Genomic DNA, 18,430 nt, shown 5'->3' with positions numbered 1-18,430 from the left:
TCTTCTGTGATGTCCTATTCTCCCGCATCGAGAGCGCTCATGGGTAACGATCTCCTCCCAGAATGCGTTGTCGAGCCGTGCGATGACGTCCAAACTGGACTTCGTGCACGCTCGCGCCGCTCTGTTCGATCTCTATGGAGACCACCTGCTCCCGCGCGGTGGACAGGCGTCCGTCGCCTCCCTCGTAAGGCTCATGAAACCCCTGGAAATAGCCCCTCCCGCCGTCCGCACCGCTGTGTCACGAATGGTGCGACAGGGGTGGCTGCGGCCCGTGAAACTCCCGCAGGGAGCCGGCTACGGACTGACGCCGAAATGCGTCCGGCGCCTGGACGAGGCCGCGCTCAGAATTTACCGAGCCGGGACGCTGACCTGGCACGGCCGGTGGCACCTGGTCGTCTTCGCGCCGGTGAAGGAGCGGCCGCGCAGGGAGCGGCTCAGAGCCGACCTGGCGTTCCTCGGATACGCGTCCTTGTCGGAGACGACGTGGATCGGTCCACGATCGTCGATCGAGCTGGACAACCTGCTCGACAGCGAGGGGGTGCGGGCCGACAGGTTCGACTCGGCGCTGGAGGGCGACCCTCGGGAGCTGGTGGCGAGGGCATGGGATCTGACGGCCATCGGCGAGGCGTATGAGCACTGGCTCGCCGAGGCTGTCACGCTGATCAGCACACTGCCCGAGGGAGCACCGGCGGACCAGGTGTTCGCCACCAGGAGCAGGCTCGTGCACGGCTGGCGCAACTTCCTGTTCCGCGACCCGGGACTGCCGCCCGAGCTGCTGCCCGCGGGCTGGCCGGGCGAGAAGGCCAGGGCGTACTTCGAGCAGGAGGCCGCCAGGCTGCTGCCCGCGGCCGCCGCGTTCGTCGAGAGGGAGTTACTTTGATCCGCTATGACGTGGCCGACACGGTCGCCACCATCACGCTCGACCGCCCCGACGCCATGAACTCGCTGACCGCCGAGGCCAAGGCCGCCCTCCTCGACGCACTGCGCCGCGCGGCGGGCGATCCCGCGATCAGGGCCGTGCTGCTGACCGGCTCGGGCCGGGCCTTCTGCGCGGGCCAGGACCTGCGCGAACACGCCGACAACCTGGAGGCGGGCCGCGGCCTGGCCGACACGGTCCGCGTCCACTACAACCCGATCGTGGAGCTGATCACCACCATGGCCAAGCCGGTGGTGGCCGCGGTCAACGGCGTCGCCGCGGGCGCGGGCGCGTCGCTGGCCTTCGCCTGCGACCTGCGGGTGGCCTCGGAGAAGGCGAAGTTCGCGCTGGCGTTCGCCGGCATCGGCCTGGTGCCCGACTCGGGCGCCTCGTGGACGCTGCAGCGCCTGGTCGGCCAGGGCCGCGCGGCCGAGCTGCTGCTGCTCGGCGAGCCGCTCGACGCGGCCCGCGCGCTGGAGCTGGGCCTGGTCACGCGCGTGGTGCCCGCCGACGACGTGCTGAAGACCGCCCACGAGCTGGCCGTACGCCTCGCGCACGGCCCGACCCTCGCCTACGCCGCCACCAAGCGGGCGCTGGCCTACGCCGCGACCCACTCGCTGCCCGACTCGCTCGCCATGGAGGCCGACCTCCAGGACGAATGCGCCGCCACCCTGGATCACCTGAACGCCACCCGCGCCTTCCTCGCCAAGGAACGCCCGACGTTCCGCGCCGAGTGACGTCCGCACCGGACCCGGCCGCGCAGCAGGCCGCCGCCGGCGGAAGCGTGCCCGCGTTCGACGCTCTCCGGGCGAGCGCGCTCGGCCTGCTCACCGGCGGCGGGATCGACGTGTCCGATCCGGTCTACGCCGGGCCGCTGGCCAGGCTGAGTGAGACCGCCGGCGGCCTGCTGGCCTCGATGGCGCCCGGAACGCTCTGGCCGGACCTTCCGCCGACCGGTCACCCCGGCAACGTCACCGGCAGCTACGGCCGCCTCCGCCGGATCGCCACGGCGTGGGCCACGCCCGGCACCGCGCAGCACGGCGACGACGCCGTCGCGGCGCGCGTGGTGGACGCGCTCGACGTGCTCCACGAGCGGCACTACAACGAGCGGCTGCCCGAGACGGGCAACTGGTGGTTCTGGGAGATCGGCACTCCCGCGCACCTGAGCCGGTTGTGCGTGCTGCTCGGCGACCGGCTCGATGCCGCCAGGCTCGACGCCTACCTGGCGGCGGTCGACCGGTTCTGCCCGGACGCCGACCGCCGGACCGGCAACCCGCAGGCGAGCGAGAGCGGCGCCAACCGGGCCGACAAGGCCTCCGTCGTCGCCTTCCGCGGCATCGCGGGGCGCAGCGCGGACAAGCTGGCGCTGGCCCGCGACGGCCTGTCGGACGTGCGCGACGGCGGGCTCAGGAGCGTGTTCCGCCACGTCGGGTCCGGCGACGGCTTCTACCGCGACGGGTCGTTCATCCAGCACGAGTGCGTCGCGTACACCGGTTCCTACGGCCTGTCGCTGATCGTCGCGGTCGCCGAGGCGCTCGCGCTCCTGGACGGATCCCCGTGGCAGGTCCGCGATCCGGGCCTGCCCGTGGTGCTGGACGCGGTCGAGCGGTCGTACGCCCCGTTCGTCCACGACGGGCTGCTGATGGACACGGTCAGGGGGCGGGCGGCCACGCGGCAGGCGTTCTCCGACGCCGTGGCCGGACATGGCCTGATCGGCGCCGTCCTGCTGCTGGCCAGGAGCGCGCCCGAGCCGTACGCCGGCCGGTTCAGGGAGCTGGCCAAGGGGTGGATCGAGCGCGGCAAGGCCCGCCCCTACCTGGAGCACGCGGACGTGCCGGAGACCCGGCGGGCGGCGGCGGTGCTGCGCGACGAGAGCGTCGAGGCCGCGCCCGGGCCCGTCGGGCACTTCGTGTTCCCCTCGATGGACCGGATCGTGCACCGGCGGCCCACCTGGTCGTTCGCGCTCAGCCTGTCATCACGCCGGGTCGCCGCGTACGAGGCGATCAACCGGGAGAACCTGCACGGCTGGTACACCGGCGACGGCATGACCTACCTCTACACGAGCGACCTGGGCCACTTCGGCGAGGACTTCTGGCCGACGGTGGACCCGTACCGGCTGCCCGGGACCACCGTCGACGACCGCGAGCGCGCGGACCTCTCCTTCCGCGCCCACTGCCCGCCCGGCGTGTGGGCCGGCGGCGCGGTGCTCGACGGCCGGTACGGGGCCGCCGTCATGGAGCTGATGAGCGAGGGCGCGAGCCTGCGGGCGCGCAAGTCGTGGTTCTTCCTCGACTCGGCCGTGGTGGCGCTCGGCAGCGGCATCACCGGCTCCGACGGGCGCGGGGTCGTGACAGTGGTGGAGAACCGGGCCACGGACGCGCTGCCGCACGTCGGCGACGGCTGGGCGCATCTGCCCGGGGTCGCGGGTTACGTGCTGGACGGCGCTCAGTGCGCCGTGGAGACGCGAACGGGCAGGTGGCGCGACATCAACGCGGGCGACGACACCGGCGGCGCGTTCGAGCCCGTCACGCGGCGCTACGCGAGCCTCTGGATCGACCACGGCGTCGACCCCGTGAACGCCTCCTACGCGTACACGGTGCTGCCGGGCGCGGCGCGCGAGTGGACGCGCAGGTACCGCGGGCGGCGTCCCGTGCGGGTGTCCGCCAACACCGCCGAGCTGCAGGCCGTGCGGGCGCGGGGGCTGCTCGCGGCCGCGTTCTGGACGGCCGGGAGCCTCGGGGGGATCACGGTCGACGCGCCGTGCGTGGTGATCGTGCGGCGCGCCGGCGGGCGGGTGGCCGTGGCGGTGGCCGACCCGAGCCGGACGGTGGACCTCGTGACGATCACGCTCGACCAGCCGCTGGGCGGGCTCCTCAGGGCCGACGGCACCGTCACGGCGCGGACCGGGGAGACGACCGCCGTGACCGTCGAGCTCGGCGGGTCGCTCGGCGCGACCCACACCTTAGAGCTCAGCGCGAACGGGCCACGCAGCCCTCGATGTGATCGTTGACCAGGCCGATGGCCTGCATCAACGCGTAGGCCGTGGTCGGGCCGACGAACCTGAACCCGTGCTTCTTCAGCTCCTTGGCCATCGCCTTGGAGGCGGGCGTGGTGGCGGGCACGTCGGCCATGCTCCTCGGCACGGGCGCGTCCGGGTCGGCGTAGCGCCACACCAGGTCCGACAGGCCCTCGGGGAGGTCCATGGCGGCCCTGGCGTTGCCGACCGCAGCCTCGATCTTGGCCCGGTTGCGCACGATGCCCTCGTCGCCGAGCAGGCGCTCCACGTCCTGCTCGGTGTACGCGGCCACCTTGGCGATCGAGAACCGGTCGAAGGCCGCGCGGAAGTTCTCCCGCTTGCGCAGGATCGTCAGCCACGACAGGCCCGACTGGAACGCCTCCAGGGCCACGCGCTCGAAGACCGCGTCGTCGCCCCTGAGCGGGCGGCCCCACTCGTCGTCGTGGTAGGCGATGTAGGCAGGATTGCCCGCCATGCCCGTCCAGGAGCACCGGATCTGCTCGGTCACGGGCGCCCGTCCCCGTCCTTGCCCTGCGCGGCCCGGGTGGTCTCCGCGTCGTCCCCGTCCTTGCCCTGCGCGGCCAGAGTGGTCTCCGCGTCGTCCTCGGACTCGTCCACCGGCTCGGCGACCTCGTCGTCCTCGGCGGCTTCGACGGTCTCGTCGGGCTTCTCGTCCGGCTTCTCGTCAGCGGGGGGCTCCGCAACGGGAGACACCGTGTCGCGCTCGTCCGAGGCGGCCTCCGGGGCCGGCTCGCCGTCGCCCGGCGGGATCCGCCACTCCGGGTCCTCCGGCGCGCGCCGCAGCTCCGGCGTCTCGTCCCAGGACACCGTGGCGCCGCTGACTTCCACGGGATCGCCGGACTCCGGCAGCTCGCGCGCCACCGCCGGCGCCTCGGGCGCGTGGTCGGTACGCAGCCCCGCCCCCGGCGCGGCGTAGATCTCCTGGCGCGCGTGCAAGCGGCTCGACAGCAGCTCGGAGACCCGCTGCTCCAGCACCGCGATCCGCGTGTCACGCGCGCTGATCGCGTTGGCGGCCCTGCGCAGGGTCTCGTCGACGCTCGCCGTGTGGTAGCCGACCAGGTTGACCGGCAGTTGGAGCGCCATGAAGTCGACCGCCGTCAGCTGTCCGGGCTCGGGCAGGTCGAGAGGCGGCACATCCGGCGGGAACTCGGTCAGCTCACCGCCCCTACCGAGGGAGACCAAGACCACACAGGCCAAGATGGCAATGGCGGCGATGGCGAGAATGACCAGCACATTGGCATCGTACTCATACCATCGGGGCATGAGGTCCCGCACTTGCCGCAGCCTGTGCGTCTCCGGGCGGTGAGTACGCCGGTCAGCCGGTCGCCTCGCCGAGTTCGGCGACGCTGGGCCTGACCGGTTGCGTCCGCGCCTCCAGCCGGGCGAACGCCTCCTCCACCGTGGAGGTCCACGAGATCGCGTCGAAGACGGCGGGCCGGGTGAAGCCCTCGTCGTACAGGTGGTTCATCAGCTCCTTGAGCGGGTCGTACAGGCCCCAGGGGTCGAGGATCACCAGGGGGCGGTCGTGGATGCCGAGCACCCGCGCGGTCCAGATCTCGAACAGTTCCTCAAGCGTGCCGATGCCGCCGGGCAGCACGAGGAACGCGTCGGAGCGGGCGTCCATGATCCCCTTGCGCTCGCGCATGTCGGTGGTGACGATCAGCTCGTCCGACTCCTCGTCCGCCACCTCGATGTCCACCAGCACCTGCGGGATCACACCGATCGTACGGCCGCCGCCCGCGCGGACGGCCGAGCCGATCGCACCCATGCAGGAGACCGTGGCGCCGCCGCTCACCAGGGTGTGACCCCGCTTGGCGAGCTCGGCGCCGACGTGTCCGGCCAGGTCGATGTACTTCTTGTCGATGTTCAGGCTGGAGGCGCAATAGACGCAGATATTCACATTCAGGAAGCCTATTGGGGCTCTGCGTACTGGGCCGCGGCGGCCTCCAGCTCCTCTTCGCGCTGCTTGGAGCGGGCCAGGTCGGCGTCCACGATGATGCGCACGGCCTCGTCCACGTCGTCGGTGACGGTGATCAGGTCGAGGTCCTGGGCGGCGATCTTGCCGGTGCCGAGCAGGGTGCCCTTGACCCACTCGAGCAGCCCGCCCCAGAACTCCGAGCCCATCAGGACCACGGGGAAGGAGGTGACCTTGTGGGTCTGCACCAGCGTCAGCGCCTCGAACAGCTCGTCGAGCGTGCCGAAGCCGCCGGGCAGGGCGATGAAGCCGCACGAGTACTTGACGAACATCGTCTTGCGCACGAAGAAGTAGCGGAACTCGATGCCGAGGTCGACATAGTCGTTCATGCGCTGCTCGAACGGGAGCTCGATGCCGAGCCCGACCGACATCGCGCCGTCCACCTCGCTCGCGCCGCGGTTGGCGGCCTCCATGACGCCGGGCCCGCCGCCCGTGATCACCGCGTAGCCCGCCTCGGCCAGCGCCTGGCCGAGCGCGCGGCCCTGCTGGTAGTCGGGCGCCCCGTCGGAGGTGCGGGCGGAGCCGAAGACCGTGACCGCCGGCGGCAGCTCGGCGAGCTGGCCGAACCCCTCCACGAACTCGGCCTGGATCCGCAGCACCCGCCACGGGTCCATGTGGACCCAGTCGGACGGCCCCTGGCGGGCGAGCAGGCGCTGGTCGTGCGTGGAGCTGGGCACCAGGCGGCCGCGTACGACCGCCTGGCCCTGACGGCGTTCAGGACGTGACTGTTCCATGCTGGTCACGCTAGCCCTCTTCGGGCGAGATGGGCGTCCTGAGCGCGAACACCGCAGGTCAGATCGGTGAACCCAGTCTCTAAAAAATCTTCGGAAAACCAGGGAACCGGATTTCGACCCCCCTGCGTCTAACTGCACGAGGGTGCTGCTCGGGACTGAAAGTGGTCTTCCCCGCCAAATGGCCGGCGAGGAAGGCCACTTTCATATTGTGAGCCAGTCGAGCATGGCCCGCTCGCTCTCGACGATCTTCGTCAGCGACACGTACTCGCCCTGCTGGTGCGCCAGGTTCGGATCCCCGGGACCGTAGTTCACGGCGGGCACCCCCAGCGCGGAGAAGCGGGCGACGTCCGTCCAGCCCAGCTTGGCCCGCGGCGTGCCGCCGACGGCCGCGGCGAAGGCCGCCGCCACCGGATGCGTCAGCCCCGGCCTGGCCCCGGGCGCGGCGTCGACGAAGCTCACCTCGAACCCGTCGAAGACCTCGCGTACGTGCTCCTGCGCCTGCTCGATCGTCAGATCGGGAGCGAACCGGTAGTTGACGGACACCACGCACAGGTCGGGGATGACGTTGCCCGCGACCCCGCCCCGGACGCCGACCGCGTTCAGTCCCTCGTGGTATTCGAGGCCGTCGACCACCGGCAGCCGGGCCTCGTACGCGTTCAGCCTGGCCAGGACCGGCTCGATCCCGTGAATGGCGTTGACCCCGAACCACGACCTGGCGCTGTGGGCCCGCTTGCCCCTGACGGTGACCTCGGCCCGCAGCGTGCCCTGGCAGCCGCCCTCGATCGCCCCGTCGGTCGGCTCCATGAGCACCGCGAAGTCGGCCGCCAGCCAGTCGGGGTGGTCCCTGGCCACGCGGTTGAGGCCGTTGCGCTCGGCCTCGACCTCCTCGCAGTCGTAGAAGACGTACGTGACGTCCTTGTCGGGAGCGGGGACGGTGGCCGCCAGCTTGAGCGCGACCGCCACGCCGGCCTTCATGTCGGACGTGCCGCACCCGTAGAGCAGGTCGCCCTCCACCCGGCTGGGCAGGTTGCCGGCGACGGGGACGGTGTCGAGGTGCCCGGCGATCAGCACCCGCTCGGACCTGCCCAGCTCGGTGCGGGCCACGACCGTCTCGCCCGACCTCTCGACCTTCAGGTGCGGCAGCGCGGACAGCGCCCGCTCGACCGCGTCGGCCAGCACGCGCTCATCGCCGCTCACCGACTCGATGTCCACGATCGCCGCGGTCAGCGCGCGTACGTCCTGTGTGAGATCAAGCATCAGGTGTTCACTCCGTGTTCGCGCAGCACGTCGTTGAGCGCCGCCTTGTCGTGTCGCTGACCCGGCTCCAGGCGCTTGAGCACCAGCACGCACGGCAGGCCGAACGTGCCGCCGGGGAACTCCTTCTGCCGGGTGCCGCCGACGGCCACGCACCACGCGGGGATGTGGCCGCGGGCCAGCTCCTCTCCGGTCTGCACGTCGATCACCGGGATCGAGCCGGACAGGATCGTGCCGGCTCCGACGACCGCGCCCTCGCCCACCCGGGCACCCTCGACGATCATCGCCCGGCTGCCGATCAGCGCGCCGTCCCCGACGACGACCGGCACGGCGTTGGGCGGCTCCAGCACGCCGCCGATGCCCGCTCCACCCGACAGATGGACGTTCTTCCCGATCTGCGCGCACGAGCCGACGGTGGCCCAGGTGTCCACCATGGTCCCCCCGTCCACGTACGCGCCGATGTTCGTGAACGACGGCATCAGCACCACCCCGGGCGCCAGGTACGAGCCCCAGCGGGCGATCGCGCCGGGCACCACGCGCACGCCGTCGAGCGAGCTCTTGAGCGGGACCCGGTCGTGGTGCTGGAAGTCGCCCACCTGCGAGCGCGCCATGCCGAGCACCTTGAAGCTGAGCAGGATGGCCCGTTTGGCGCGTTCGTCCACGACCACCTCGCCACCCTCCAGGCGCGCGGCCCTGGCCTCGCCCCTGTCGAGCAGGTCGACGGCCCCGACGATCAGCCGGCGCGCCTCGGCGTCGGCCGGCGACAGCTCCGCCCGGCGCTCCCACAACTCGTCCACCACCGGGGAAATCGGTGAGGTGGTGCTCACGTCACTCATGGCCACGGAGCTTATCCGCCGCGGGTAGGTTCTTCAGGGTGCGCCTGCGCTTCTCCCGTGGAGTCATCACCATCGCGATCATCGTCGTCGTGCTCGCCGTGGGCATCTCCGTGGGCCTCTTCCACCTGCTGAAGAAGACCAAGCCACTGGCGGTGCCGGAGGCGCACTGCACCGTGCGCACCCCGCTCGGCGAGCGCTATCTCGACTTCGAGCAGGCTGAGATCTCCGCCACCATCGCGGCGGTCGCGGCCCGCCGCCGGCTGCCCGAGCGTGCCCTCGTGATCGCGTACGCCACGGCGCTGCAGGAAAGCAAGATCTACAACCTCCCCTGGGGCGACCGCGACTCGGTGGGCGTGTTCCAGCAGCGGGAGTCGCAGGGCTGGGGCACCAAGAAGCAGCTCATGGACCCGGTCTACGCCACGAACAAGTTCTTCGCCGCGCTGGAGAAGGTCAAGAACTACCGCAAGATCCCGGTGGCCGAAGCGGCCCAGGAGGTGCAGCGCTCGGCGGGCGGCTATGCGTACGCGGACCACGAGGAGGAGGCCAAACTCCTCGCCGCCGCCTTCACCGGGCGTGTCCCGCGCGCCGTCCACTGCTGGTATCCCCCGGGCAAGAAGACCCCGGCGCCGCAGCCCCGTACCGCCGAGGCCCGCAAGCAGCTGGCCAGGGCGCTCGGCAGCACGGCCGTCACCTCGGAGCGGCGCGGCTGGCTGATCGCCGCCTGGTCGGTGTCCCACGCCCAGAAGTACGCGCTGCGCCAGGTCGGCTACGCGGGGGCGACGTGGAAGAACGACATGGCGCTCGAAAACTGGCAGACCGGCGGCAAGGCCGGCACCACCCAGGTCGAGCTCTCGTGAGCAGGGGTCAGGAGGCGCGGCGGACGATGGTGATGGAGCCCGGCGGCAGGGGCTGGGCGTAACTGGCCGTCCACGACTGCCCCTGGATGCGTTCGAACGACAGCAGCCGCCCGTCCGAGGCGCGATAGTCCGCGAAGTCCAGCAGGCCCCGGTCAGGATGGCCGGTGTCGCCCTCGCTCCGGAACGCCGCCGTGCCCCGCTCGATCGGGGAGAACTCCACGCCTTCCATGATCAGCATGCTCTTGGCCGGGACCATCCCCTGCGTGGGCACGTCCGTCCAGAGCTGGACCTCCAGATGGGGCGAATCACCCTCGTGCGCCGCCACCGAGAGCCACTGGAAGCGGCGGGAGCTGTCGCGGAGGAGGTATTCGACCCACTGCTGCCCCTGCCAGGAAACGAACAAGGCGCCGAGCACTCTACGGGGAGACCCGTGCACCTCGATCCGGTCGCCGACCCGGATCGTGCGAGGGTCGGTGTAGTCGGTGCCGGCATGCCCGGGCGCGCTCACCGGCGCCGGCAGCGGGGTCTCGATGGGGGCGACCTCGACCGGCGGCGCGCTCGCACGGCCCTTCCTGTCCTGCCGCATGGTGGCCAGAAAAGCCCCAAGCAGCAGAAGGACGGTGGCGATGCTCAGCCCGAGTACGACCATGGAGGTCATGCTCATCGATCAGCTCGCTCCACTCGCGGTCTGCCTCGGCAAAAGCCCTTATCAATTTATGCGTGTTAGCCGGATTGCCCGGCTATGACGGGCGATCCTACTGGAGGCGGCGCACCGCCGCACCGATCCGCTCATCAGTCGCGGTAACCGCGATGCGGATGTGCCGCTCACCTGCCGATCCGTAGAACTCTCCCGGCGCGACCAAAATGCCGATTTCGGAAAGCTTCCCGACCTGATCCCAGGCGCTCTGCCCATTCGACGCCCAGAAGTACAGACCGGCCGTCGAATGGTCGATGTGCCACCCCGCCCGCTCCAGCGCGGGCCGCAGCAGGGCGCGGCGGGCGGCGTACAGCTCGCGCTGCCGGTCGGCGTGCTCGTCGTCGCCGAGCGCGACCGTCATGGCGGCCTGTACGGGCTGGGGCATGATCATGCCGGCGTGCTTGCGCGTCTCCAGCAGTCGCTTGACCAGGACGGGGTCTCCCGTCACGAACCCGGCGCGGTAGCCGGCCAGGTTGGAGCGCTTGGAGAGCGAGTGGACCGCGAGCAGCCCCTCGTGGGAGCCGCCGCAGACGTCGGGATGGAGGATCGAGACCGGCTCCTCTTCCCAGCCGAGCTCGATGTAGCACTCGTCGGAGGCCACGACGGCACCGCGCTCGCGGGCCCAGGAGACCACCTTGCGCAGGTGTTCGGCAGGCAGCACCCGGCCCGTGGGGTTGCCCGGGGAGTTGACCCAGACCAGGTCGACACGCTCGGGGCCGAGCGCGAGCGTGCTGTCGGAGGCCGTGGCCACCGCCCCGGCGAGCCGGGCGCCCACGTCGTAGGTGGGGTAGGCCAGCTCGGGGAAGACCATCCGCCTGGCGCCCAGGTAGGTGGGCAGCCAGGCGACGAACTCCTTCGAGCCGATCAGCGGGAGCACGTCCTGCTGGTCGACGGTGACGCCGTGCCTGCGCCGCAGCCACCCGGCCGCGGCCTCGCGCAGCGCCTTGGTGCCGTGGGTGAAGGGGTAGCCGGGGCTGTCGGCCGCTCCCGCGAGAGCGTCCTGGACGATCCGCGGCACGGGATCGACGGGCGTGCCGATCGAGAGGTCGACGATGCCGTCGGGATGTGCGAGCGCGCGCTCCTTGTACGGCTCCAGCCGGTCCCAGGGGAAGTCGGGCAGCTTGTTCACGGTTCTCCAGGGTCGTGGGTTGCCGTACGCAAAAAGCGCACGCCGACGGGGCGCATCCGGTCTGGATGCCCCCGTGTACGGCGTGACAGGATCCGCTAGTGGTCCTCACCCTGCGGCGGCAGGGCGGCGACCACCGGGTGGTCCTTGTCGATCTTCCCGACCTTCGAGGCGCCACCGGGCGAGCCGAGGTCTTCGAAGAAGTCCACGTTCGCCTTGTAGAAGTCCTTCCACTGCTCGGGAAGGTCGTCCTCGTAGAAAATCGCCTCGACGGGGCATACAGGCTCACACGCGCCGCAGTCCACGCACTCGTCGGGGTGGATGTAAAGCATGCGCTCGCCCTCGTAGATGCAATCGACGGGGCACTCCTCGATGCACGCCTTGTCCAGGACGTCCACGCAAGGCTGCGCGATGACGTAGGTCACCTCGAGCTCCTTCTTCTCCGCACCATGGCATGACTCTGACCGCGGTTTGCTACGCCCTAGTATTGCCGTGCTTGCCAGCTGGCCAAAACGGAGGGTGGCAAAGTCGTGGCCGCACGTCTCATCATCGCGATCACAAGTCAGGATATAGGTGCACGCATCACCACCCGCAGGCGCGTTCCTGGGGGATTTCGAGATGCGGTGGGCATCCTCGTGTCGTGGGAGAACGGACTACTCAAAGTTCGCAAAAGAGACGGCACAGTAGTGGAGATCCCCGAAGAGACGCTGGTGGCCGCCAAGGTCGTTCCGGCCGCGCCTCCTCGACCTGAACGGATGTAACGGTAAGTATTCGTTGTGTGACCGTACGTACCTGCGCCGCCGCAGCAGCCATCCTCGCCAGCGCCGGATGCGGCGCGTCGTCCACGCACTCCACCGCCGCGCAGCCCAAGAACCTGCCGCCGATCAACGTCCACGCGAGCTCCATGAAGGCCGGCTTCGCCACCATGGACCGGCTGGTCGAGGCGGCCAAGCGCGAGGGCCAGCTCAATGTGATCGCGCTGCCACACGACTGGGTCAACTACGGCGAGATCATCGACACGTTCGCCGACAAGTACGGGCTCAAGGTCAACGAGCTGGAGCCGGCCGCCGGCAGCAAGCGCGAGCTGGACGCCGCCGCGCAGCTCAAGCCCGACGTCTTCGACCTGACCCTGGACGTGGCCGTCTCCGGGGCCGACCGGTTCGCCCCGTACAAGGTGCAGGGCTGGCAGGACCTGCCCGACGACGTCAAGGACCCGTCCGGCGCCTGGTACGCCGCCTACGGCGGCTACATGTCCATCGGGTACGACCCGCGCGAGGTCAAGCCCCCGGCCTCCTTCGCCGACCTGCTCAACCCCGGCTACCGGGTCGCGCTCGACGGCGACCCGCTGCGCTCGGACGGGGCGTTCGACGGCGTGATGGCCGCCTCCATGCGCTCGGGCGTGCCGCAGCCGTCGCAGGGGGTGGCGCTGTTCGCCAAGCTCAAGCAGGCCGGGCGGCTCACCGACCTCACCAAGGCCAACACGGTCATCGCCTGGGACCACCTGAACGCGGCCCGCAGCGCCGCCCACTCCGACGCGTGGAAGGTCACGATCCCCAGGGACGCGCCGCTCGGCGGGTACCACATGCAGGCCATCAACAAGGCGGCCCCGCATCCGGCCGCGGCCCGCCTCTGGCAGGAGTTCCTGTTCTCGAACGAGGGCCAGAACCTCTTCCAGAAGGGTTTCGCCCGCCCGGCGCGCAGCGAGGCGATGCTCATGAAGGGCACGCTCGACGCCGAGCAGGCCGCGAAACTTCCCAAGGCTCCGGGCCCGCCGGTCCTCATGACGATCCCGCAGGCAGACGCGGCGAAGGCGTACCTCCGGCAGGAATGGACGAAGAGTGTCGGATGAGTCCGATGTGACTTGATATGTCGTAGGGACGTTCAGGCTCTAAAGTGAGCAGACAGCACGGCCACGGGGGCCCGATGTCTGATCGAATGTGAGCTGATCGTCTTGCGATATGACACACCGAGCTTGGAGCGGTGGAACAGTCGCGCCTACGACAGCAGCTTCGGCTACGTCTCAACTCAGGGCGCTCCACTGGTCGACCTGCTGGATCCGCGGCCCGGCGAGCGGGTGCTCGACCTCGGCTGCGGCACGGGCGTGCTCACCGCGCAGATCGCCTTCAGGGGCGCCGACGTGCTGGGCATCGACGGCTCCCCCGCGATGATCGAGAAGGCCATCGCGCAGTACCCGGGGATCAACTTCATCGTCGGCGACGGGCACGACTTCAACGTCGTGAACCCGTACGACGCGGTGTTCTCCAACGCGGCGCTGCACTGGATGAGCCGCGACCCCGACCTGGTGATCGCCAGCGTGCGCGAGGCGCTGACGCCTGGCGGGCGTTTCGTCGCCGAGATGGGCGGGGCGGGCAACTGCGCCGAGCTGACCGCCGCGATGCTGACGGCCTGGCGCGAGTACGGCCTGCGCGAACCCGATCTTCCGTGGTACTTTCCCTCGCCTGCCGAGTACGCCCGCCGCCTCGAGCAGGAGGGATTCGTGGTCAGGCTGCTGGAATACTTCGACCGGCCGACCCCCCTGGACGAGTGCCCTGGCGGGGCCGCCGACTGGGTGCGCATGTTCGCCTCGTCGGTGCTCGAAGGACTCCCGCCGGAGATCGTGGAGCCCCTGCTTCATCGTGTGAACGAGTTGGCCGCGCCCGCGCTTCGCAGGGAGACTGGCTGGATGGCTGACTACGTGCGTCTACGCTTTGCCGCTGTTCGGCGTTGATGCGTTGTACATGATGCGTAGGGCTGATTTGCCGGACTATGGTCTGTTCCGTGGGCGGCGAGATTATGGCTGCACCGCTGCGGCGGCGTGAGGGGCTGGTGAACGGAACGGAATGAACTTCTGCCTGAGCGACCTCGTACCACCGTTGAGGTGGAGCGACGCCACGACGATCACGCTACTCACCGGGCAACCGGAGCTGCCCGACGCGTGGTGGCGCAGCCTGCCCATGCCACACGTCCTGAGGGCCATCGGCCCCGAGTCGTTGGGCGAGCTGCTGACGGAGATCGCCCTGGAGCACTGGCCCGCGGCGGCGGTGGGTGACGTCCTGCCGGCGCTGCACGTGCTGGACCCGGAGGAGGCCGACGAGCCCGCCGTCGCGATCGCCCTCGACCGGGCCGGATCGTGGGCCGGGCTGCTGGCGCTGACCAGCAGGGACCTGGTGGACCAGCCCTTCATCCAGGCGCGGCCGGTGCTGAACACGCTGTTCTCGGCGGTCCTGGTACGTCTGGCGCACCCGCGGGTGGAGCAGCCCGCGCACCCGGCGCCGGTTCCGGCCCCGAGCGAGCAGGCGGCGGAGGCCGAGCACCCGCCCGCCGAGGAGCCGGAGCCCGTGGCCGAGGAGCCGTCCTCCGAGCCGGTCGAGGAGCCCGACCCCGTGGTCCGGTTCGCCGCGGTCGGGTCGGTGATCGACGACCCCGAGCCCGTCGCCCACTTCGTCCCCGCCGGTTCGGTCATCGACGACCCCGAGCCCGACGAGGGCGCGGCCGCTCCCGAGCCCGCCGAGGCCCCGCACGCCGTCGAGGCCGAGCACCCGTCGGACGAGGAGCCCGTGGCGTCCCACGAGAGCACGCCCGAGACCGCCGCTCCCCAGGAGGAAGAGCCCCAGGCCGTCGCGCCGCACGAGGACGTCCTCGAGACCGCCGCTCCTCAGGAGGACGTGCTCCAGAGCGCCGCTCCCCAGGAGGACGCCTCCGAGGTCGCCGCTTCGCACGAAGGCGCGCCCGAGGCTGTCGCTCCCCAGGAGAGCGAGCCCGAGGCCGCCGCACCCGAGGCCGTCGCTTCGGACGGGAGCGAGCCCGAGGCCGTCGCCTCGCAGCAGGACGCGTCCGAGGACGCCGAGCCGGTGCTGGACGCCGACGCCGAGCCGGTCGCCGACGAGGCGCCCGAGCCCGAGCCGCAGCCCGTGCTCGACGCCGCCGAGGAGCCCGCCCCCGAACCGGCCGCCCAGGAAGCAGCCGCCCAGGAAGCAGCCGCCCTGGAAGCAGCCGTCCTGGAAGCAGCCGTCCTGGAAGCAGCCGTCCTGGAGGAGGCGGCAGCCCCGGAGGCCGGGAGCGCGGACGCGGCGCCCGAGCCGGAAGGGGCCGAGGCGCCCGAGCCGGAGCCCGCCCAGGCGGTCGCCCCCGAGCAGGGTCAGCCGCTGCCGGACCTCATCGAGGCCGCGTTCGCCGGGCTCGACGACAAGAGCTGGGCCGTCGCCCAGAACCGCGTCTTCACCGACGAGCCCTCCGCCGTGGACCAGCTGGCCAAGCTCTTCGCCGTCCCCCCGGCCGAGATCTCCGCCACCGAGGACGAGCTCCGTACCCGCCTCGACCACTGGCTGGCGAGCGAGGAGGCGGCCCCGTACCGGGCCCATCTGGAGGAGCTGCGCAGGACCCTGGGCCCGGCCGCCCCCAAGGAGCAGCTCATCGGCGCGGCCGACTGGCACAACGTGGAGATCCGCGCCCTGGAGGTCCCGGCCTGGCAGTTCGTGCTCGCGACGCTGTCACCTCAGCCCCAGCCGCAGCCCCAGTTGCAGCCGCAGTCGGCGTTCGGCTCGCCCCAGATGCCGCCGTCCCCTCCCCCGGGCCCGCCGCAGTTCCAGGCGTTCACCCCGGCCGCCCCGCCGGTGGAGGAGGCCAACGGCGACGGCGAGCACAAGCCGTACCAGCCGCTGAAGGACGTCTCGCAGACCAGGCGCTGCTTCAGGCAGCCCGACGGACGCTGGTGGCTGCGCATCGACGTGACGGCCGAGCAGCTGGCCGGGGGCGAGTGCGCGCTGCCGACGGGGTTCGCCTCGTACCTGGGCCTGTCGCCCGGCGAGAGCCGGACGGTCAGGAGCGCCGCGGGCGAGCTGACCATGACGTGGCACGGCAGGCCGGTGCTCGAATCCATCGAACGCCTCCTGGTGGACGTGGGCGCGCGAGAGGGCGGGCACCTGTTCCTGACGCTGTCGGACGAGGGCGTGCTCAGGGCCAGGCACCTCCCGGTCGCCGCGCAGGGCGCCGAGAAGATCACCAAGGCGCTCCGGCTGGTCGGGTACACGGCCCCGGGCGGCACCCGGGACCAGGCGGCCAGGGTGATCGCCACCAGGATCGGCATGACGGGACCGGTAGCGCTCCCTGACCTGCTCACCAGGCTCCGCGAACGCGGGGACCGCGACCTGCTCGCCCTCCTGGACTGAGCCGGTGCCGCGGCTCGCGATCGGCCCTGAGTTTGCCGGGGAGCTCAGCGCACTGGCCCAGCCGGTGCGCAGGGACGCCGTTGTCGCGCTGCGCCGGTTCCTGCTGAACGTGGCCGGCGCCCCGCACCCCGAGCGGGTCAGGGGCTGCCGGGATGCGCGGGTCGCGACGCTGCGGCTGGCCGAGGGCCATCGCGGGGTGGTGGTGCGGCAGCGGGACGTGTACTGGCTGCGTACGGTGCTGCCCGACCCCGAGGCCTGGTCGTACGCGCGCCGCTTCAGGTTCGGGGTCAACCCGGTGATCGGCGTGGTCGAGGAGTGGGACGCCGAGGCGCTCGAACGCGTCGAGCCCGCGTTACGCCGTTCGGCCAGGTCGTCCCGGCTGTTCGACCCGATCTGCGACGGCGACCTGATGGGGCTCGGCCTGGACGTGCATGCGCTGCCGCTGTTCAGGCTGATCACGACCGAGGCCGACGTGGCCGCGCTCGAACCGCTGCTCCCGCCGACCCAGCACGTCCCGCTCGCCGTGCTGGCCCGTGGCGGCACGCTCGCCGAGGCGTGGCGGGAGCTGGACGCCTGGCGCGCCTCCGACGACGAGACCGGGCCGATCGACCCCGAGGACCTGCACGCGGCGCTGCGCCGCAGCCCCGACCGGGCGGCGTTCGTCGCCGACAAGGTGGAGCTGGACCGGGTGCTCGGGGCGCCTGCCTGGTGCACGTTTCTCGACCCGCCGCAGCACCGGCTGGCCAGGGCCGCCCGCTTCGAGCAGCCGGTGCTGGTCGTGGGCGGGGCGGGCACCGGCAAGACGGTCGTCGCCCTGCAGCGGGCCGCGCACCTGGCCGCGCACGGGTCGGGGCCGGTGCTGCTCGTGACGTTCTCCCAGGCGCTGGCCGAGGACCTGTCGGCCAAGCTGGACCTGCTGATCGAGGACGAGGTGGTCCGCAAGCGGGTCGAGGTCGGCAACACCGAACGCCTGGCCCTGCGCATCGTGGCCGACGCCGAGGGCCGCCGCCCCGCGCTGGTCGGCCCGGGGGCGCGGACGCTGGCCCAGCTCACGGACGAGGCGCTCAGGCTGCTCTCCCTGGCGACGGGCGGCCTGCTCGACGACGTGGATCCGGGGCGCAAGCCGTACCGTCACATCGTCGTGGACGAGGCGCAGGACATCAGCCCGTCGCAGTGGCGGCTGCTGCGCGCGGCGGTGCCGCGGGCGCACGACGACCTGTTCGTGGTCGGCGACCCGCACCAGCGGATCACCGACACGCGGGTGGCGCTCGGCGCGGTCGGCATCCCCGCCGTCCAGCACACGCTGCGGCTCTCCTACCGGCTGCCCCAGGAACTGCTGTCCTTCGTGGTACGGCTGCGCGGCGGCGGCCCGGCCAGCGGCCTGGTCAAGGGCACGACCAATATGTACGGCTTCCACTCGACGCGTAACGGCGACCGGCCCATTGTCAGGGCCTATGAAACGCCGGAGTCGGAGCTGGCCGGGCTGCGGAGCACGGTCGAGTCGTGGCTGGCGGACGGCGTGCCCGCGGACGAGATCGCCGTCGGCGCGCGCAACCCGCGGCTCGTGCGGGATGCCAGGCGAGCGCTGGACGGGCTGGACGTACGGGCCTCGACGTTCCAACATCTCAAGGGGCTGGAATTCGAGCGGGTGGCGCTCATCGGCGTGGCGGAGGGCGTGGTGCCCGAGCCGCCGCCCGAGGATCCTGACGCTCGGGCTCGTGCCCTGCAACGCGAACGGAGCATACTGTTCGTCGCCTGCACGCGGGCTCGTGCGATGCTCTATATCTCCCATTCCGGAAGAGGCAGCCCGTTTTTGTCACTCTAATCACA

Annotated in this window: 18 protein-coding genes; 9 read left to right on the top strand and 9 right to left on the bottom strand. The window is 71.4% G+C overall.

The window, feature by feature from the left end; translation table 11 throughout:
* The first annotated feature begins 82 nt into the window (after nt 1-82).
* From ACIBI9_RS28200 to ACIBI9_RS28190, 3 genes are read left to right on the top strand one after another with little or no spacing between them, the layout of a single operon-like run.
* A complete protein-coding gene (locus ACIBI9_RS28200) occupies nt 83-880 on the top strand; it encodes a PaaX family transcriptional regulator C-terminal domain-containing protein (protein WP_397225900.1) in 798 nt (265 codons plus the stop codon).
* Complete coding sequence (locus tag ACIBI9_RS28195; protein WP_397225898.1) at nt 877-1,653, top strand: enoyl-CoA hydratase-related protein; 777 nt, start codon at nt 877-879, stop codon at nt 1,651-1,653. The genes ACIBI9_RS28200 and ACIBI9_RS28195 overlap by 4 nt, the downstream gene beginning before the upstream one ends.
* Nucleotides 1,650-3,926: a polysaccharide lyase 8 family protein gene (locus ACIBI9_RS28190; protein ID WP_397225896.1), complete on the top strand. Its 2,277-nt coding sequence runs from the start codon at nt 1,650-1,652 to the stop codon at nt 3,924-3,926. Before ACIBI9_RS28195 ends, ACIBI9_RS28190 begins: the two co-directional genes overlap by 4 nt.
* Here ACIBI9_RS28190 and ACIBI9_RS28185 read toward each other — a convergent pair.
* The 6 genes from ACIBI9_RS28185 to ACIBI9_RS28160 form a co-directional block, all read right to left on the bottom strand.
* Nucleotides 3,886-4,407, bottom strand: a complete 522-nt coding sequence (locus ACIBI9_RS28185) for a DNA-3-methyladenine glycosylase I (RefSeq protein ID WP_397226073.1) — start codon at nt 4,405-4,407, stop codon at nt 3,886-3,888. The genes ACIBI9_RS28190 and ACIBI9_RS28185 overlap by 41 nt on opposite strands.
* A 29-nt stretch (nt 4,408-4,436) precedes the next feature.
* Nucleotides 4,437-5,186 carry a hypothetical protein gene (locus tag ACIBI9_RS28180; protein WP_397225894.1) on the bottom strand — a complete coding sequence of 250 codons (750 nt, stop codon included), beginning with the start codon at nt 5,184-5,186 and terminating at the stop codon, nt 4,437-4,439.
* Between the two features lie 82 nt (nt 5,187-5,268).
* Nucleotides 5,269-5,853: a TIGR00730 family Rossman fold protein gene (locus ACIBI9_RS28175; RefSeq protein WP_397225892.1), complete on the bottom strand. Its 585-nt coding sequence runs from the start codon at nt 5,851-5,853 to the stop codon at nt 5,269-5,271.
* Nucleotides 5,854-5,864: 11 nt separating this feature from the next.
* Complete coding sequence (locus tag ACIBI9_RS28170) at nt 5,865-6,662, bottom strand: TIGR00730 family Rossman fold protein (protein WP_397225890.1); 798 nt, start codon at nt 6,660-6,662, stop codon at nt 5,865-5,867.
* A gap of 201 nt (nt 6,663-6,863) precedes the next feature.
* On the bottom strand, nt 6,864-7,919 hold the full coding sequence (gene dapE, locus ACIBI9_RS28165; RefSeq protein WP_397225888.1) for a succinyl-diaminopimelate desuccinylase: 1,056 nt from the start codon (nt 7,917-7,919) through the stop codon (nt 6,864-6,866).
* Entirely contained in the window at nt 7,919-8,752 is an 834-nt protein-coding gene (locus tag ACIBI9_RS28160) for a 2,3,4,5-tetrahydropyridine-2,6-dicarboxylate N-succinyltransferase (protein WP_397225886.1), read from the bottom strand. Before ACIBI9_RS28160 ends, dapE begins: the two co-directional genes overlap by 1 nt.
* Nucleotides 8,753-8,790: 38 nt before the next feature.
* Here ACIBI9_RS28160 and ACIBI9_RS28155 point away from each other — a divergent pair, with 38 nt between their 5' ends.
* A complete protein-coding gene (locus ACIBI9_RS28155; RefSeq protein WP_397225884.1) occupies nt 8,791-9,609 on the top strand; it encodes a hypothetical protein in 819 nt (272 codons plus the stop codon).
* Between the two features lie 7 nt (nt 9,610-9,616).
* Here the strand turns inward: ACIBI9_RS28155 and ACIBI9_RS28150 are convergent, their stop codons facing one another.
* From ACIBI9_RS28150 to fdxA, 3 genes are all read right to left on the bottom strand, one after another.
* Complete coding sequence (locus ACIBI9_RS28150; protein ID WP_397225882.1) at nt 9,617-10,273, bottom strand: DUF4178 domain-containing protein; 657 nt, start codon at nt 10,271-10,273, stop codon at nt 9,617-9,619.
* Nucleotides 10,274-10,364: 91 nt separating this feature from the next.
* Complete coding sequence (gene dapC, locus ACIBI9_RS28145) at nt 10,365-11,435, bottom strand: succinyldiaminopimelate transaminase (RefSeq protein ID WP_397225880.1); 1,071 nt, start codon at nt 11,433-11,435, stop codon at nt 10,365-10,367.
* 95 nt (nt 11,436-11,530) lie between these two features.
* Nucleotides 11,531-11,857: a ferredoxin gene (fdxA, locus tag ACIBI9_RS28140; protein WP_080047500.1), complete on the bottom strand. Its 327-nt coding sequence runs from the start codon at nt 11,855-11,857 to the stop codon at nt 11,531-11,533.
* 105 nt (nt 11,858-11,962) lie between these two features.
* Here fdxA and ACIBI9_RS28135 point away from each other — a divergent pair, with 105 nt between their 5' ends.
* From ACIBI9_RS28135 to ACIBI9_RS28115, 5 genes are all read left to right on the top strand, one after another.
* A complete protein-coding gene (locus tag ACIBI9_RS28135) occupies nt 11,963-12,193 on the top strand; it encodes a hypothetical protein (protein ID WP_192787934.1) in 231 nt (76 codons plus the stop codon).
* A gap of 17 nt (nt 12,194-12,210) precedes the next feature.
* Entirely contained in the window at nt 12,211-13,281 is a 1,071-nt protein-coding gene (locus ACIBI9_RS28130) for an ABC transporter substrate-binding protein (protein WP_397225877.1), read from the top strand.
* A 102-nt stretch (nt 13,282-13,383) separates the two neighbouring features.
* Entirely contained in the window at nt 13,384-14,160 is a 777-nt protein-coding gene (locus tag ACIBI9_RS28125) for a class I SAM-dependent methyltransferase (protein WP_397225875.1), read from the top strand.
* Between the two features lie 112 nt (nt 14,161-14,272).
* On the top strand, nt 14,273-16,600 hold the full coding sequence (locus tag ACIBI9_RS28120; protein WP_397225873.1) for a hypothetical protein: 2,328 nt from the start codon (nt 14,273-14,275) through the stop codon (nt 16,598-16,600).
* 4 nt (nt 16,601-16,604) lie between these two features.
* Nucleotides 16,605-18,425: a UvrD-helicase domain-containing protein gene (locus ACIBI9_RS28115; RefSeq protein ID WP_397225871.1), complete on the top strand. Its 1,821-nt coding sequence runs from the start codon at nt 16,605-16,607 to the stop codon at nt 18,423-18,425.
* Nucleotides 18,426-18,430: the final 5 nt, after the last annotated feature.

Source organism: Nonomuraea sp. NPDC050451 (assembly GCF_044458585.1).
The sequence above is the reverse complement of the archived record's forward strand: the minus strand, read 5'-3'. Positions and strand labels throughout refer to the sequence as shown.

Excerpts from the sequence above, each read along its gene's own strand:
- ACIBI9_RS28200 (WP_397225900.1), top strand. The coding sequence starts at position 83 with ATGACGTCCAAACTGGACTTCGTGCACGCTCGCGCCGCTCTGTTCGAT.
- ACIBI9_RS28185 (WP_397226073.1), bottom strand. The coding sequence starts at position 4,407 with ATGGCGGGCAATCCTGCCTACATCGCCTACCACGACGACGAGTGGGGC.
- ACIBI9_RS28170 (WP_397225890.1), bottom strand. The coding sequence starts at position 6,662 with ATGGAACAGTCACGTCCTGAACGCCGTCAGGGCCAGGCGGTCGTACGC.
- dapE (WP_397225888.1), bottom strand. The coding sequence starts at position 7,919 with ATGCTTGATCTCACACAGGACGTACGCGCGCTGACCGCGGCGATCGTG.
- ACIBI9_RS28160 (WP_397225886.1), bottom strand. The coding sequence starts at position 8,752 with ATGAGTGACGTGAGCACCACCTCACCGATTTCCCCGGTGGTGGACGAG.
- ACIBI9_RS28150 (WP_397225882.1), bottom strand. The coding sequence starts at position 10,273 with ATGAGCATGACCTCCATGGTCGTACTCGGGCTGAGCATCGCCACCGTC.
- ACIBI9_RS28120 (WP_397225873.1), top strand. The coding sequence starts at position 14,273 with ATGAACTTCTGCCTGAGCGACCTCGTACCACCGTTGAGGTGGAGCGAC.